The sequence below is a fragment of the Paraburkholderia sp. FW306-02-B genome, assembly GCF_058782725.1.
The window spans coordinates 2596836-2611539 of record NZ_JBYSXZ010000001.1; the positions used below are offsets into that span (position 1 = coordinate 2596836).

The window sequence follows — 14704 nt, forward strand, 5'->3', positions numbered from 1 at the left end:
TTAGTCGACGCCGAATGCCGCGCGCAATGCCGCCGCGGCATCCGCATGCGCCTGCGCGACGTCGGGCACGAAGCCGCCCATCTTGAAGAACTCGTGGATCATGCCCGGATAGCGTTTGAGCGTCACCTCGTTGCCCGCCGCGCGCAGTTTCTCCGCGTATGCATCGCCTTCGTCGCTTAAAGGATCGTATTCGGCGGTCGCGATCCATGCCGGGGCGAGGCCGCCGAAATCGGGCGCGCCGCGCTTGCCGTCGAGCGGCGCGAAACGCCAGTCGTCGCGATCATTGGTGTTGCGCACGTATTGCTCGAAGAACCATTGGATCGTGTTGCCCGACAGCAGGAAGCCGTCGGCGAGGCGCGAGTGCGAATCGGTTTGCTGATAAGCGGTCGTACCTGGATAGATCAGCAATTGCAGCGCAAGCTCGATGCCGGCGTCGCGCGCGAGCACCGCGCAGACTGTTGCCAGCGTGCCACCCGCGCTATCGCCGCCGACTGCCAGCCGCCCGGCATCCACACCGTATGCCGCGGCGTGCGCGTGCAGCCAGGTCAGTGCATCGAAGGCGTCGTCAACCGCAGTGGGGAATTTGTATTCCGGCGCGAGCCGGTAATCGACCGACAGCACCGCGCAGCGACCGTCGCGCGCGAACATCCGGCACAGCGCATCGTGCGTATCGACGCTGCCGACCGTGAAGCCGCCACCGTGAAAATAGACCAGCGCCGGCGCAGGCTCGGCCCAACTCGGCTCGACAGGGTGATAAAGGCGCGCGCGAATCGTCGCGCCGTCGCGCATCGGCACTTGCAGGTCTTCGAGCGCGAACATCGGCGTGCTCGCGATCTCCAGGATCGGCGCGCTTTTTTCGTAGGCGGCGCGTGCCTGTTGTGCGGTCAGTTCGTGATACTGCGGGCGCTTGGCGCGCGCGATCATGTCGAGCACCTGCTCGAGCTTCGGATTCAGCGGCATTGTGCGTCAGGCGGCGCGGGTGCGCCGAGGTTTAGCGGGAAGAGCGCCGTATGATGCCATGAGCGCCTAGCTTGCGCATTTCACCTCGGGCTTCAGCGACAGCGGATCGATGGGATTGCGCTGCTGTTCGATGTCCTCGTGACGCAGCTTCACCGTCTCCATGATGCCCGGATGCGTGACGATGTAGAAACGCCGCGTCTTGATCGCCTCGAACGTGAGCGCGGCGACGTCGGCCGCCGTCAGCTTGCCCGATTGCACCGCACGTTGCAGTTGCTTGCCGGCGGCGATTTGCGAGCGCGTCGGCGCGGTGCCGTTGCGCAGCGCCTCGGGCCGCGCGCGTTCCGCATGCGCGATGCCGGTCGGCACGAAGGCCGGACACAGCAGCGAACAGCCGACCTCGCCGCCCGCCGCCGCTTGTGCCGATTTTGCCGCTTGTGCCAGTTGCAGGTCGTGATAGAGCGTCTCCGTCAGCGACACCACGGCATGTTTCGACGCGTTGTAAATGCCCATCGCGGGCGGCGACAACAAGCCGGCCACCGACGCCGTATTGACGATATGCGCCGGCTCGTTCTGCCGCAGCATGATCGGCGTGAAGACGCGCACGCCGTGCGCGACGCCCATCACGTTGACGCCGAACACCCAGGCCCAGTCGTTCGCCGAGCTTTCCCACAGGAAGCCGCCCGAGCCCACGCCTGCATTGTTGAAGAGCAGATGAACCTTGCCGAAGGCGTCGAGCGCCGCTTGCGCGAGCGCTTCGACCTGGGCGGCGTTGGACACGTCGGTGGGCACGCCGAGCACTTGCGCGCCGCCGGCGCGCAACGCGTCGACGGTTTGCGCGAGCGCGCCGGGATCGACGTCGGCCAGCACGAGCTTCATGCCGAGCGACGCGCCCTTCTCCGCGAACGCACGGCCGAAGCCGCTGGCCGCGCCGGTGATCACCGCCACCTTGCCTTCGAATTCGAACATCGTGTATCTCCTGGGTTGAGCGGTTTTTTCAGCCGTTTTTTTTCGGCCGTTTATTTCGGCCGTTTATTTCGGCCGTTTATTTCGGCCGTTTATTTCGGCCGTTTATTTCAGCCGGACGCAGATCACTCAGATCAGCTTGACGAGCTGCTTGCCGAAGTTCTTACCCTTCAGCAGACCGATGAACGCCTCAGGCGCCTGGTCGAGCCCTTGCGCGATGGTCTCGCGGTAGTGCAGCTTCTTCTGCGCGACCAGCGTGCCGAGTTGCGTGAGCGCTTCGGGCCACACTTCCATATGCTCGCTGACGATGAACCCTCGCACCAGCAAACGCTGCGTGAGCATCAGCGACGGATGCTTGAGCGGCATCGGCTGGCCGTCGTAACCCGCGATGAACCCGCACAGCGCGATGCGACCGAACGCGTTCATGCGCGCAAGCGTCACGTCGAGCACTTCGCCGCCGACGTTCTCGAAGTAGCCGTCGACGCCATTCGGCGTGACCGCTTTCAGGTCCTGATACAGATTGCCGGCCTTGTAATCGACGCAGGCATCGAAGCCGAGCGTCTCGACCACATAGCGGCACTTGTCCGCGCCGCCCGCAATGCCGACCGCGCGCGCGCCGGCCAGCTTCGCCAGTTGCCCGACCACGCTGCCCACGGCGCCGCTCGCCGCGCTGACCACCACCGTCTCGCCTGCCTTCGGCGCGATGATCCGGTTCAGGCCATACCAGGCGGTGACGCCAGGCATGCCGACCGGACCGAGATACGCCGACAGCGGCACGTGCGTGTCGTCGACTTTCTGCACGCCCGCCCCATTCGAGGTGCCGTACTCCTGCCAGCCGAACATCGCGACGACCTTGTCGCCCACCGCGAACGTCGGATTTTTTGACTCGACCACTTCGCCCACCGTCCCGCCGATCATCACTTCGTTCAGCGGCTGCGGCGCCGCGTACGACTTGCTGTCGTTCATCCGGCCACGCATGTACGGATCGAGCGAGAGGTAATGATTGCGCACGCGGAATTCGCCATCGGCGAGCGGTGCGAGCGGCGTTTCGACCAGCTTGAAGTTGTCGGGCATAACAGCGCCTTGCGGACGCGAAGCCAGCACGAGTTGACGGTTGATCTGGGGCATGACGATCGTCTCCATGTGTCGATGTTGTGAACAGCGGATGATGCGAACTGCGGATGATGCGAACAGTGTCTGCGAAGGCAAGGACGGCTCGCGCGGCTCTCGACACGTGCGCCGTCTACGGGAAATCAGCCGTCGCTTGGGCCGGGTTTGGCGGACGGGTCGCTGCGCAGACGCTGTTGCGTCACGTCGCGGCCCACGGCGAGGCGCCGCATGTATTTGAAGGTGCCGAGCGCTTTGGCGACGAAATGGCCTTCGCTATCGCGGATCTCGCCTTCGCAATAGGCCATCGTGGTGGAGCGGTGCAACACGCGGCCGGTGGCGCGCAACTCGCCGCGGCCCGGCTGCATGAAGTTGACCTTCATCTCGACGGTGACCACGCCGACGCCGTCGCCGGCCAGACTGCGCGCGGCCATGGCGAGCGCGACGTCGGCCAGCGTCATCGTGACGCCGCCGTGCGCGACGTTCCACGTGTTCATGTGATCCGGCTCGAGTGGCAGCACGACTTCGCTGACGCCGTCGGCAGCCGACACGAGCTGCGCGCCGAGCCGGTCGACGAACGGGCTCTCGGGCAGCGCCGCGCTGCTCGCTTTAGATGAGGGCGAATCGTTCATTGCGCTGCGTCAGATTTCGTAATCGACACACTGACGCGCTTCACGCACGGCGCCGACGAAGCCTTTGAGCGCTTCGTGCGTCGGATGAACCTGATACGCGTCGAGCGCGGCTTTGTCGGTGAAGTCGGAGACCAGCACGATGTCGTAGGTCGATTCGAGGCCCGGCTGGGCGATGCCGACTTCGAGCTTCAGAATGCCCGGCACGATGTCGCGGCAGCCTTCGAGCTTTTCTTTCAGCTTCAGTGCGTTTTCCGCGCGGGTTGCGCCCTCTGCGGTTTCTTTGAGCTTCCACATTACGATATGACGGATCACGGGGTCACCTTCTTCGATTCAATTCGTTGGGCTGGGACTTTGCGTCAGCGCTCGACGTTTTTTACGTGTCGCGCGAAAGTCCGCAGGTTTTTGCACTGCTCAAACGTGCGCCGAATGCTGCGCGCGCGCAGTAGGAAATGATAACCGGTATGGCGTTTGCCTATGCGCGGGCGCCGCGCTCGCTAGTCGATCAGATCACCTTGCATGCGCCACCATCCGTGCCGGCAAACGCCCTGGCAGCCGCACTGCTTCGTCAGCCGGATCGAGGTCCGCGCCCGGACAACTCAAGCGGATGAAATGATCGAAGCGCCCCGCGTTCGAAAACAACGGCTTCATCCGTCAAGCCGCCATCTGTCCAGCCTTGTCAGAATCCTGCTGCGCAGCCCGGCTTAACCCTGCTCTTCGGCCGCAAAACCGGCCGGTACAATGCATGATCCAACCCGCTTCCTTCGAGGTGCCGGTCATGTCCTTCTTTCGCGCGCTGCCGTCCGGCCGGACCACCCGGCTGGCCCCGATCATCGCCTTCGTCACGCTGACGCTCAACGGCTGCGCGGGTCTGTTCAGCGGCGATCCGCTGCGCGTGAACGTGGCAGGCATCGAGCCGATCGACAGCCAGGGCCTCGAGATGCGCTTTAACGTCAAGCTGCGCGTCCAGAATCCCAACGAATCCGCCGTCACCTATGACGGCGTCTCGCTCGACCTCGAACTGAACGGCAAGCAGTTCGCGAGCGGCGTCAGCGATCAGAGCGGCACCGTGCCGCGCTTCGGCGAAACCGTGGTCGACGTGCCGCTGACGGTGCCCGCCTTCGCGGCCGTTCGCCAGGCCTTCGCGTTCGCCGGCGCCGCGCAATCCGGGCAGATTCCGTACATCCTGCGCGGCCGGCTTGCAGGTGGCTTTACAGGCGGCACGCGTTTTGTCGACCAGGGTACGCTGAGCCTGCCGGCGCCCGGTACGGCTTTGCCTTGATTCAGACGATCCACGCTCGCAGATAAAAAACGGGTGGCGCGAATTCAATGCCTGTACCTCGACTCGCACCGAACCACACGACACCCGCTTTTCACCGCATCACAAGCCGGATCAAACCACTTCGAACAAGCCTGCCGCGCCCTGCCCGCCGCCGATACACATCGTCACGACGACCAGCTTCGCGCCGCGCCGCTTGCCTTCGATCAGCGCATGGCCGGTCAAGCGCGCGCCCGACACGCCATACGGATGGCCCACCGCAATCGCGCCGCCGTTCACGTTCAGACGGTCGTGCGGAATACCGAGCTTGTCCGCGCAATACAGCACCTGCACCGCGAACGCTTCGTTCAGCTCCCACAGGTCGATGTCCTCGACCTTCAGGCCGGCTTGCCTGAGCAGCTTCGGCACCGCGAACACCGGGCCGATACCCATCTCGTCCGGTTCGCAACCGGCCACCGCGAAGCCACGGAAAATGCCGAGCGGCCGCAAGCCTTCGCGTTCGGCAACCTGCGCGTTCATCACGACGCAAGCCGACGCGCCGTCCGAGAACTGGCTCGCATTGCCCGCGGTAATCACGCCGCCCGGCATCGCGGTGCGAATCTTCGCCACGCCTTCGAGCGTCGTGTCGGCGCGGATGCCTTCGTCGGCGCTGACCGTCACTTCCTTCGTGAAGAGGCGCCCGCTGGCTTTGTCGGCGACCCCGGCGAGCACCGTCAGCGGCACGATCTCGTCCTTGAACCTGCCGGCTTCGAGCGCGGCCGCGGCGCGCTGCTGCGAGCGCACGCCGTATTCGTCCTGACGCTCCTTCGAGATCGAGTAGCGCTTCGCGACGTTCTCGGCCGTCTGCAACATCGACCAGTAGATTTCCGGCTTGTTCTTGCTGAGCCAGCCTTCGGTCATCATGTGGCGGTTCATCTCGTTCTGCACGCACGAGATCGACTCCACGCCGCCCGCGACGAATACGTCGCCTTCACCGGCGATCACGCGTTGTGCGGCCAGCGCGATTGTTTGCAAACCGGACGAGCAGAAACGATTCACCGTCATGCCCGGCACGCTGACCGGCAAACCGGCGCGCAGTGCGATCTGGCGCGCGATGTTCATGCCCGTCGCGCCTTCCGGATTCGCGCAGCCCATGATCACGTCCTCGACGCGGGCCGGGTCGAGCTTCGCGCGCTCGACGGCGGCTTGCGTCACATGTCCGCCGAGCGTTGCGCCGTGCGTCATGTTGAAACCGCCGCGCCATGATTTGGCGAGACCCGTGCGGGCGGTCGATACGATTACGGCGTCAGTCATGCAAGTCTCCTGTGTCGACCAGAGTTGGCGCTTTAGCGCTTACTCTGGTCCCATGCAAAGCTGTCGACCAGAGTCGGCGCTTTAGCGCTTACTCTGGTCCCATGCAAAGCTGTCGACCAGAGTTGGCGCTTTAGCGCTTACTCGGGTCCCATGCAAAGCTGTCGACCAGAGTTGGCGCTTTAGCGCTTACTCTGGTCCCATGCAAAGCTGTCGACCAGAGTTGGCGCTTTAGCGCTTACTCGGGTCCCATACAAGTTGGCGGGTACTTCCAGATGTCGATGGTGGCGCGCCGGCGGATTGCTCAGCCGCGCCACTTCACTCATTTCACTCATTTTCAGTCGAGCGGCGGTTCAGCCGTTAAACCCACGGCCCTTCGCCGCCAACGCCGCGATGCTCGGCGCGAGCTGCCACGCATCGCCGTTCGGCTGCGACGCGTAGCGGCGAATCGCGCGCTCGACGTTGTAGAGGCCGACCGTATCCGCGTACAGCATCGGGCCGCCGCGATAGAGCGGGAAGCCGTAGCCGGTCAGATAGACCATGTCGATGTCCGACGCCTTCGACGCGATGCCTTCTTCGAGAATCTTCGCGCCTTCGTTCACCAGCGCGAACACCAGCCGTTCGACGATTTCCTCGTCGCTGATCTTGCGGCGCCCGGCGTTGCTTTCCTTCGAAAACGCCGTGATCATCTCGTCGACCACTTTCGACGGATACGCTGTGCGGTCGCCCGCGTTGTAGTCGTACCAGCCGCCGCCGGTCTTCTGCCCGAAGCGCCCCGTCTCGCACAGACGGTCGGCGATCTTCGAGTAATGCATGTCCGGATGTTCCTGATAGCGGCGCTTGCGGATCGCCCAGCCGATGTCGTTACCGGCCAGATCGCTCATGCGGAACGGACCCATCGCGAAGCCGAACTTCTCGATCGCTTTATCCACTTGCGCGGGCAGCGCGCCTTCTTCGAGCATGAAGAGCGCCTGACGGATGTACTGCTCGATCATCCGGTTGCCGATAAAGCCGTCGCACACGCCCGACACCACCGCGGTCTTCCTGATCTTCTTCGCCAGTTGCATGACGGTGGCGAGCACGTCCTTCGCCGTTTCCTTGCCGCGCACGACTTCGAGCAGCTTCATCACGTTGGCCGGGCTGAAGAAATGCATGCCGACCACGTCTTGCGGACGCAACGTATACGCGGCGATCTTGTCGACGTCCAAAGTCGACGTGTTCGATGCGAGGATCGCGCCGGACTTCGCCGCTTCGTCGAGGCGCTTGAACACCTGCTCTTTCACGCCGAGTTCTTCGAACACGGCTTCGACGATCAGATCGGCGTTCTTGAGGTCGTCGTAAGAAAGCGTCGGCGTGATCAATACCATGCGCTGTTCGAGCGCTTCGGGCTTGAGCTTGCCCTTCTTGACGGTGGCTTCGTAGTTCTTGCGGATCGTCGCGAGGCCGCGATCGAGCGCTTCCTGTTTCGTTTCGAGCAGCGTGACCGGAATGCCCGCGTTGATGAAGTTCATCGCGATGCCGCCACCCATCGTGCCGGCGCCGATCACAGCCACCTGTTTGATGTCGCGCACCGGCGTATCGGATGGCACATCGGGAATCTTGCTCGCCGCGCGTTCGCCGAAAAACGCGTGACGCAACGCGTGACTTTCCGGGGTCTGCACGAGCGCGATAAAGCATTCGCGTTCGAACGCGAGGCCCTTGTCGAAACCGTTCTGGACGCCCGCTTCGACCGCGTCGATGCACTTGTGCGGCGCCGGGAAATTCTTCGCAATCGCCGCGACACTATTGCGCGCGAACTGGATAAAACCTGCGGCATTCGGGTGCTCGATCTTGCGGTCGCGCACCTTGGGATGCGGGCCCTCCTTCGCGCCGACCTTGCGGGCAAACGCGAGCGCGGCTTCGGCCAGATCGCCTTCGACGACTTCGTCGAACAGGCCCAAGTCGGCCAGCTTCTCCGACATCGCCGGCGCACCGGAGACGATCATGTTGAGCGCGGCTTCGAGGCCGATTGCGCGCGGCAGACGCTGCGTGCCGCCCGCACCCGGCAGGATGCCGAGCTTCACTTCCGGCAGCGCGATCTGCGCGCCGGGTGCGGCGATCCGGTAATGCGCGCCGAGCGCCAGTTCCAGGCCGCCGCCCATCGCGACGCTGTGAATCGCCGCGACCACCGGCTTCGCGCTGCCTTCGACGGCCTTGATGACCGTGGCGAGCGTCGGCTCCTGAGTGGCTTTAGGCGTATTGAATTCGGTGATGTCGGCGCCGCCCGAGAAGGCCTTGCCCGCACCCGTCAGCACGATCGCCCTGATGGCCGGATCGTTCTGCGCGCGCTCGATGCCTTCGACGATACCGGCTCGCGTCGACAGACCGAGCCCGTTCACGGGGGGATTGTTCAGCGTGATGACGGCCACGCCGTCATGGGTTGTGTAGTCCACTGCCATCTGCCTGTCTCCATGCGATGAGGCGGCACATGACGCGCCGCCCGTCCCAATTCACCGAGCCGGAGAGTGAATCGATTCGCGAGCCGACTCGTACGCCGACTCATTCTCCGACTTTCCCGGGGTCAGCAGGCAGAATACACAAAAAAGCACGCTCGTTCAATTTATCGTTAGACGGGGTTTCCCCTGGCAACGGGACAGTTTTTTTCGTCTTCGAGTGCGGACGGCAGCACGTGATCGCGGAAGGTGTCGCGCAGCTTGAGTTTTTGCAGCTTGCCGGTGGCCGTGTGCGGCAGTTCGTCGACGAACGCGACGTCATCGGGAATCCACCATTTGGCGACCTTGCCGTCGTAGAACGCGAGCAGTTCTTCGCGCGTCACGTCGAAGCCCGGCCGCTTGACGACCACCAGCAGCGGCCGCTCGGTCCATTTCGGATGCGCGCAGGCGATGCACGCCGCTTCGGCCACCGCCGGATGCGCGATCGCGACGTTCTCGATATCGATCGAGCTGATCCACTCGCCGCCCGACTTGATCACGTCTTTCGAGCGATCCGTGATGTGCAGGAAACTGTCGCGGTCGATGGTGGCGACGTCGCCTGTCGGGAACCAGCCGTCCACCAGCGGCGAATCGTCCTTGCGGAAATACCGGTCAATCACCCACGGGCCGCGCACGTGCAGATCGCCGAACGCAACGCCGTCCCACGGCAAGTCGCGGCCATCGTCGCCGACGATTTTCATATCGACGCCGTAGATCGCATGGCCCTGCTTTTCGCGCAATTTGCGCTGCTCGTCCGGCGAGCGCTGGCTCTGCTCCCACGTCAGTTTCGACAAGGTACCGAGCGGCGACATTTCGGTCATGCCCCATGCATGAATGACTTCGACGCCGTATTCGTCCTGGAACGCGCGCAGCATCGCCGGCGGACACGCGGAGCCGCCGATCACCGTGCGGTTCAGCGACGAGAAACGCACACCTGCTTCGCGCAGGTAGTTGAGCAAGCCGAGCCACACCGTCGGCACGCCGGCCGAATACGTGACGCGTTCGTTTTCCATCAGTTCGTACAGCGATTTGCCGTCGAGATCCTTGCCGGGAAACACCAGCTTCGCGCCGGTCAGCGGCGCGGCATGCGGAACGCCCCATGCGTTCACATGGAACATCGGCACGACGGGCAACACCGAATCGCGCGCGGACAGACTCATCGCGTCGGGCAGTGACGCGCCGAGCGCATGCAGCACGGTCGAGCGATGCGAATACAGCGCGCCCTTTGGATTGCCGGTGGTGCCGGACGTATAGCAAAGGTACGACGCCTGGCGTTCGTCGAGCGGCGGCCATGCGTAGTTGCCGTCCTGCGCGGTGACGAGCGTCTCGTAGCTGAGCACCGGCGTTTGCATCTTCGGCAGATGCGCTTCGTCGGCCAGCGCGATCCAGCCGCGCACCTTCGGGCATTGCGGAGCCAGTGCATCGACGAGCGGCGCGAACGTGGTGTCGAACAGTACGTAGGCGTCGTCCGCATGATTGACGATGTAGGCGATCTGATCGGGAAAGAGGCGCGGATTGATCGTATGGCACACGGCGCCGAAGCCGGTGACACCGTAATACGCTTCAAGGTGCCGGTAGCCGTTCCAGGCCAGCGTGGCGACCCGCTCGCCGGGCTCGACGCCCAGTGCGATCAGCGCCTGCGCCAGCTGCTTCGCGCGCTTTTCGCAGTCGCGGTAGGTGTAGCGATGCACGTCGCCTTCGATACGCCGCGACACGATCTCAGTGTCGCCGAAATGCCGCGCGGCATGCGCGAGCAATGAGGACACGGTGAGCGGCACGTCCATCATCTGGCCAAGCAGCGGCGTCGTCATAAAGAGAGGTCTCCTCGCCTTGTTTCCGTCAATGGGAGTTGCGATGGGGTTGCGGGGTTGCGTTTTACTACGAGCCACGCGGGCTTTGGCGGGAGGCGCCCGGAACGCGGGAGGCGTCGGGCAAAAGACCTGCCAGCAGCTCCGCGGGCGCGGACTTACAATATCGGTTAATCCAGAGGCGCTCAATATGTCGTTTTCCCCAAGCATTGCAGGGTTATCCGTGCCTTTATCAGCGCTTTCCGACGCTCTTACCACCTCTGCCGAAGGCGCGTTTGCGCGGCTCGGCAGCGCGTTTCTGACACGCCTGCCCGCGGCGCCGCTCAATGCGCCGTACCTGGTCGGCTTCTCTGAAGAAGCGGCCGCGTTGCTTGGTTTAGCGCCCGGGCTCCAGCATGATCCCGGTTTCGCCGAACTCTTCTCCGGCAACGCCACGCGCGAGTGGCCGGCGCACGCGCTGCCGTACGCATCGGTGTATTCGGGTCATCAGTTCGGCGTGTGGGCCGGCCAGCTCGGCGACGGCCGCGCGCTCAGTCTCGGCGAAGTCGAGCACGACGGCCAACGCTTCGAGCTGCAACTCAAAGGCGCCGGCCGCACGCCCTATTCGCGCATGGGCGACGGCCGCGCGGTGCTGCGCTCGTCGATTCGCGAATATCTGTGCTCCGAAGCGATGCATCACCTCGGCATTCCGACCACCCGCGCTTTGTGCGTGATCGGCTCCGACCAGCCGGTGCGGCGCGAGGAAATCGAAACCGCCGCGGTCGTCACGCGCGTGGCGCCGAGCTTCGTGCGCTTCGGGCACTTCGAACACTTCTATTCGAACGATCGCGTCGATGCACTCCGTGCACTTGCCGATCACGTGATCGAGCGTTTCTATCCGCATTGCCGCGAAGCCGACGATCCGTATCTCGCGCTGCTGAACGAAGCGGTGTTGTCGAGCGCCGATCTGATGGTCGAGTGGCAGGCAGTCGGCTTCTGCCATGGCGTGATGAATACCGACAACATGTCGATCCTTGGCCTCACGATCGACTACGGCCCGTTCGGTTTCATGGACGGTTTCGACGCCGGCTACATCTGCAACCACTCGGACTCGCAAGGCCGTTACGCGTACCGGATGCAACCGCAGATCGCGTACTGGAATCTCTTTTGCCTGGCGCAAGGCCTGCTGCCGCTGCTCGGCGAAAAGCACGAGGAAAGCGTACGCGGCGAGAAGGCGATCGAAGACGCGCAACGTGTGCTCGGCGGCTTCAAGGAGCGCTTCGCACCGGCGCTGGAGCGTCGCATGCGCGCGAAGCTCGGCCTCGAGGTCGAGCGCGAAGGCGACGATGCGCTGGTTAATCGCCTGTTCGAAGTAATGCACGCAAACCGTGCCGATTTCACGCTGACGTTCCGCAATCTGGCGCGTATTTCGAAGCACGACGCGAGCGGCGACGCGCCGGTGCGCGACCTGTTCCTCGACCGCGCCGCGTTTGACACGTGGGTGAACGACTACCGCGCGCGCCTGTCCGAAGAAACACGCGACGACGCCGCGCGCGCCATTGCAATGAACCGTGTGAACCCCAAATTCGTACTTCGCAATCACCTGGCGGAAACGGCGATCCGCCGCGCGAAAGAGAAAGATTTCTCCGAAGTGGAGCGTTTAGCGGCGGTGCTGCGCCGTCCATTCGACGAGCAGCCGGAACACGAAGCGTATGCGGGACTGCCGCCGGACTGGGCCAGTTCGCTGGAAGTCAGTTGCTCTTCGTGAAGCGCCGTCGTAAGCCGTCAGCACGCCCCAAAAACAAGCCCGAGACAGGAACCCCGACCATGAACAACCCCGACGACCTCAAGACCGACGCCCCTGCCGTACAAAAGGACGACGCCGAATGGCGCAAGCAACTGTCGGACATCGAATATCAGGTGACGCGCCACGCGGCCACCGAGCGGCCGTTCACCGGCCGCTACCACGACCACTGGGACCGCGGTATTTACGACTGCGTGTGTTGCGGCACGCCGCTGTTCGAATCGGACACCAAATTCGACGCTGGTTGCGGCTGGCCGAGCTACTTCAAGCCGATCAACGGCGAAGTGATCGCCGAGAAAACCGACCGCTCGCACGGCATGCTGCGCATCGAGGTGCAGTGCAAGAATTGCGGCGCGCATCTGGGCCACGTGTTCGAAGACGGACCGGCGCCGACCGGCCTGCGCTACTGCATCAATTCGGCTGCGTTACAATTCGAGCCCAAGTAACGCAGCGCGGAGTTCGGTGCGTTGCCGGCCGGCGTATGCCCGTATGTCATCAAGCGCCCGCCGGCCGCGACACCCTTCATCCGGCTTGCGAACCGGTCGACCCGGCGCGGCAATCATGCTACGAACGGCAAGCGCCGCTCACGGGCCGCCGCGGCGGGTTCATACGGCACACACACCACGGGCGCCTCGCAAAGCGCCTCTCATTGTCCGACTCACTCTCCGAATCCCCGACCAGATAATGAAATTCCTGTTCGATCTGTTCCCGATCATCCTGTTCTTCGTCACCTTCAAGGTATGGGGCATTTTCACGGCGACGGCAGTGGCGATCGTCGCCACGCTGGTGCAGATCGCCTGGGTGGCGTTCCGCCACCGCAAAGTCGATCCGATGCTGTGGGTCAGCCTCGGCGTCGTCACCGTGTTCGGCGGCGCGACGCTCGTGCTGCACAACGACACCTTCATCAAATGGAAGCCGACCGTGTTGTACTGGGCGTTCTCGGTCGCGCTGATCGTCTCTCAGCTGGCGTTCAACAAGAACCTGATCGAAGCGATGATGGGCAAGCAGATCACGCTGCCGCACGCGATCTGGGGCAAGCTGAATATCGTCTGGGCGATATTCTTCATGCTGCTCGGGCTCGTCAATCTGTTCGTCGCGTACAACTACACGACCGACCAATGGGTCAATTTCAAGCTGTTCGGCGCGACGGGGTGCCTCGTGGTGTTCATCGTCGGACAGAGTTTGTGGCTGTCCAGGTATATGAAGGAAGAATGACATGACGAGCGATGTGTTTATGCACGCCACCACCGCCGAGCGCGCCGCGCTGATCGAAGCGCGTCTGACCGCTGCGCTTGCGCCGGTCACGTCGATCCAGATCACCGACGACAGCGCGCAGCATGCGGGCCACGCCGGCGCGTCCGCCGGCGGTCATTTCAGTGTCACGATCGTGGCCGCCGCATTCGCCGGCAAGGCCCGCGTGGCGCGGCATCGCATGGTGTATGATGCGCTGGCCGATGCCATGCAGCGCGGCATTCACGCCCTTGCAATCACGGCGTATACGCCCGAAGAATTCGCTTTGTTGCCCCGCTAGGAAAATTTTCGATGACCCTGAAGAAAACCCGCCTTTGGGTATTGCTGGCTGCGTTTGCGGCCGCACCTGCATTCGCACAGAACATCGCTGTCGTGAACGGTACGCCGATTCCGAAAGCGCGCGCCGATGCGCTAATCGATCAACTGGTTCATCAAGGCCAGCAAAACACGCCGCAACTGCAGATGGCCGTGCGCGAAGAACTGGTGAACCGCGAAATCCTGATGCAGGAAGCACTGCGCCGCGGTCTGCCGAATCGTCCGGACATCAAGGCGCAAATCGCCGTCGCACAACAAACCGTCGTGCTGCGCGCGCTGATCGAAGACTTCGTCAAGAACAACCAGCCGACCGACGCCGAAGTGACCGCGCGTTACAACGCACTGGTCAAGGATGCGGGCGGCAAGGAATATCACCTGCACCACATCCTCGTCGACAACGAACAGCGAGCCAAGGATCTGATTGCCAAGATCAAGGGCGGCGCAAGCTTCGAGGATCTCGCCAAGCAGTTCTCGAAGGACCCGGGATCGGGCAAGAACGGCGGCGACCTGGACTGGTCGGACCCGAAGGCTTACGTGCCTGAATTCGCGGACGCGGCCACGCATCTGCAGAAAGGCCAGCTGACCGACACGCCGGTGCATACGCAATTCGGCTGGCACATCATCCGCGTCGACGACGTGCGCAACGTCACACCGCCGCCACTCGAGCAAGTGCGCCCGCAGATCGTGCAGCAGATCCAGCAGGAAAAACTGCAAGCGTTCGAAGAAGGTTTGCGTAAGAACGCGAAGATTCAGTAAGCGGTGCTTTTACCTGCCGCTTGAGCACGAAAAAGCCGCCCGAGGGCGGCTTTTTCGTTTCTGCGGTTCGGCTTTCGCTTCGAAGGCCGCCC

14 protein-coding genes are annotated in these 14704 nt (G+C 63.5%); 6 read left to right on the forward strand and 8 right to left on the reverse strand.

Annotated elements, in window-relative coordinates:
• From AC3WOG_RS11460 to AC3WOG_RS11480, 5 genes are all read right to left on the reverse strand, one after another.
• The gene (locus tag AC3WOG_RS11460; protein ID WP_492578112.1) at positions 1–960 is read right to left on the reverse strand and encodes an alpha/beta hydrolase; all 960 of its coding nucleotides are present in this window, start codon (positions 958–960) and stop codon (positions 1–3) included.
• A gap of 66 nt (positions 961–1026) precedes the next feature.
• A complete protein-coding gene (locus AC3WOG_RS11465; RefSeq protein WP_492578113.1) occupies positions 1027–1926 on the reverse strand; it encodes an SDR family oxidoreductase in 900 nt (299 codons plus the stop codon).
• Between the two features lie 126 nt (positions 1927–2052).
• Complete coding sequence (locus AC3WOG_RS11470) at positions 2053–3051, reverse strand: NADP-dependent oxidoreductase (protein WP_492578114.1); 999 nt, start codon at positions 3049–3051, stop codon at positions 2053–2055.
• Positions 3052–3176: 125 nt separating this feature from the next.
• Entirely contained in the window at positions 3177–3662 is a 486-nt protein-coding gene (locus AC3WOG_RS11475) for a PaaI family thioesterase (RefSeq protein WP_492578115.1), read from the reverse strand.
• Between the two features lie 9 nt (positions 3663–3671).
• On the reverse strand, positions 3672–3974 hold the full coding sequence (locus AC3WOG_RS11480; RefSeq protein WP_410833287.1) for a Dabb family protein: 303 nt from the start codon (positions 3972–3974) through the stop codon (positions 3672–3674).
• A gap of 463 nt (positions 3975–4437) precedes the next feature.
• Here AC3WOG_RS11480 and AC3WOG_RS11485 point away from each other — a divergent pair, with 463 nt between their 5' ends.
• A complete protein-coding gene (locus tag AC3WOG_RS11485) occupies positions 4438–4941 on the forward strand; it encodes an LEA/WHy family protein (RefSeq protein ID WP_492578116.1) in 504 nt (167 codons plus the stop codon).
• 111 nt (positions 4942–5052) lie between these two features.
• Here the strand turns inward: AC3WOG_RS11485 and AC3WOG_RS11490 are convergent, their stop codons facing one another.
• From AC3WOG_RS11490 to AC3WOG_RS11500, 3 genes are all read right to left on the reverse strand, one after another.
• Positions 5053–6231, reverse strand: a complete 1179-nt coding sequence (locus tag AC3WOG_RS11490) for an acetyl-CoA C-acyltransferase (RefSeq protein ID WP_492578117.1) — start codon at positions 6229–6231, stop codon at positions 5053–5055.
• Between the two features lie 350 nt (positions 6232–6581).
• On the reverse strand, positions 6582–8666 hold the full coding sequence (locus AC3WOG_RS11495; RefSeq protein WP_492578118.1) for a 3-hydroxyacyl-CoA dehydrogenase NAD-binding domain-containing protein: 2085 nt from the start codon (positions 8664–8666) through the stop codon (positions 6582–6584).
• A gap of 167 nt (positions 8667–8833) precedes the next feature.
• Positions 8834–10510, reverse strand: a complete 1677-nt coding sequence (locus AC3WOG_RS11500; protein ID WP_492578119.1) for a 3-(methylthio)propionyl-CoA ligase — start codon at positions 10508–10510, stop codon at positions 8834–8836.
• Between the two features lie 187 nt (positions 10511–10697).
• Here AC3WOG_RS11500 and AC3WOG_RS11505 point away from each other — a divergent pair, with 187 nt between their 5' ends.
• The 5 genes from AC3WOG_RS11505 to AC3WOG_RS11525 all read left to right on the forward strand — a co-directional run bounded on the left by AC3WOG_RS11505 (position 10698) and on the right by AC3WOG_RS11525 (position 14612).
• On the forward strand, positions 10698–12254 hold the full coding sequence (locus AC3WOG_RS11505; RefSeq protein WP_492578120.1) for a protein adenylyltransferase SelO: 1557 nt from the start codon (positions 10698–10700) through the stop codon (positions 12252–12254).
• Between the two features lie 59 nt (positions 12255–12313).
• Positions 12314–12736, forward strand: coding sequence for a peptide-methionine (R)-S-oxide reductase MsrB (gene msrB / locus AC3WOG_RS11510; protein ID WP_341312207.1), 423 nt, complete (start codon positions 12314–12316; stop codon positions 12734–12736).
• Positions 12737–12974: 238 nt separating this feature from the next.
• Positions 12975–13505 carry a septation protein A gene (locus tag AC3WOG_RS11515; RefSeq protein WP_492578121.1) on the forward strand — a complete coding sequence of 177 codons (531 nt, stop codon included), beginning with the start codon at positions 12975–12977 and terminating at the stop codon, positions 13503–13505.
• A gap of 1 nt (position 13506) precedes the next feature.
• Positions 13507–13821: a BolA family protein gene (locus AC3WOG_RS11520; RefSeq protein WP_341312209.1), complete on the forward strand. Its 315-nt coding sequence runs from the start codon at positions 13507–13509 to the stop codon at positions 13819–13821.
• A gap of 11 nt (positions 13822–13832) precedes the next feature.
• Positions 13833–14612 (forward strand): peptidylprolyl isomerase, encoded by a 780-nt coding sequence (locus AC3WOG_RS11525; protein ID WP_492578122.1) that lies wholly within the window; start codon positions 13833–13835, stop codon positions 14610–14612.
• Positions 14613–14704 lie beyond the last annotated feature (92 nt).

Bases quoted from the DNA above. Each gene is read 5' to 3' on its own strand.
- AC3WOG_RS11460 (WP_492578112.1), bottom strand. From the start codon at position 960: ATGCCGCTGAATCCGAAGCTCGAGCAGGTGCTCGACATGATCGCGCGC.
- AC3WOG_RS11465 (WP_492578113.1), bottom strand. From the start codon at position 1,926: ATGTTCGAATTCGAAGGCAAGGTGGCGGTGATCACCGGCGCGGCCAGC.
- AC3WOG_RS11470 (WP_492578114.1), bottom strand. From the start codon at position 3,051: ATGCCCCAGATCAACCGTCAACTCGTGCTGGCTTCGCGTCCGCAAGGC.
- AC3WOG_RS11475 (WP_492578115.1), bottom strand. From the start codon at position 3,662: ATGAACGATTCGCCCTCATCTAAAGCGAGCAGCGCGGCGCTGCCCGAG.
- AC3WOG_RS11485 (WP_492578116.1), top strand. From the start codon at position 4,438: ATGTCCTTCTTTCGCGCGCTGCCGTCCGGCCGGACCACCCGGCTGGCC.
- AC3WOG_RS11490 (WP_492578117.1), bottom strand. From the start codon at position 6,231: ATGACTGACGCCGTAATCGTATCGACCGCCCGCACGGGTCTCGCCAAA.
- AC3WOG_RS11495 (WP_492578118.1), bottom strand. From the start codon at position 8,666: ATGGCAGTGGACTACACAACCCATGACGGCGTGGCCGTCATCACGCTG.
- AC3WOG_RS11500 (WP_492578119.1), bottom strand. From the start codon at position 10,510: ATGACGACGCCGCTGCTTGGCCAGATGATGGACGTGCCGCTCACCGTG.
- AC3WOG_RS11505 (WP_492578120.1), top strand. From the start codon at position 10,698: ATGTCGTTTTCCCCAAGCATTGCAGGGTTATCCGTGCCTTTATCAGCG.
- msrB (WP_341312207.1), top strand. From the start codon at position 12,314: ATGAACAACCCCGACGACCTCAAGACCGACGCCCCTGCCGTACAAAAG.
- AC3WOG_RS11515 (WP_492578121.1), top strand. From the start codon at position 12,975: ATGAAATTCCTGTTCGATCTGTTCCCGATCATCCTGTTCTTCGTCACC.
- AC3WOG_RS11520 (WP_341312209.1), top strand. From the start codon at position 13,507: ATGACGAGCGATGTGTTTATGCACGCCACCACCGCCGAGCGCGCCGCG.
- AC3WOG_RS11525 (WP_492578122.1), top strand. From the start codon at position 13,833: ATGACCCTGAAGAAAACCCGCCTTTGGGTATTGCTGGCTGCGTTTGCG.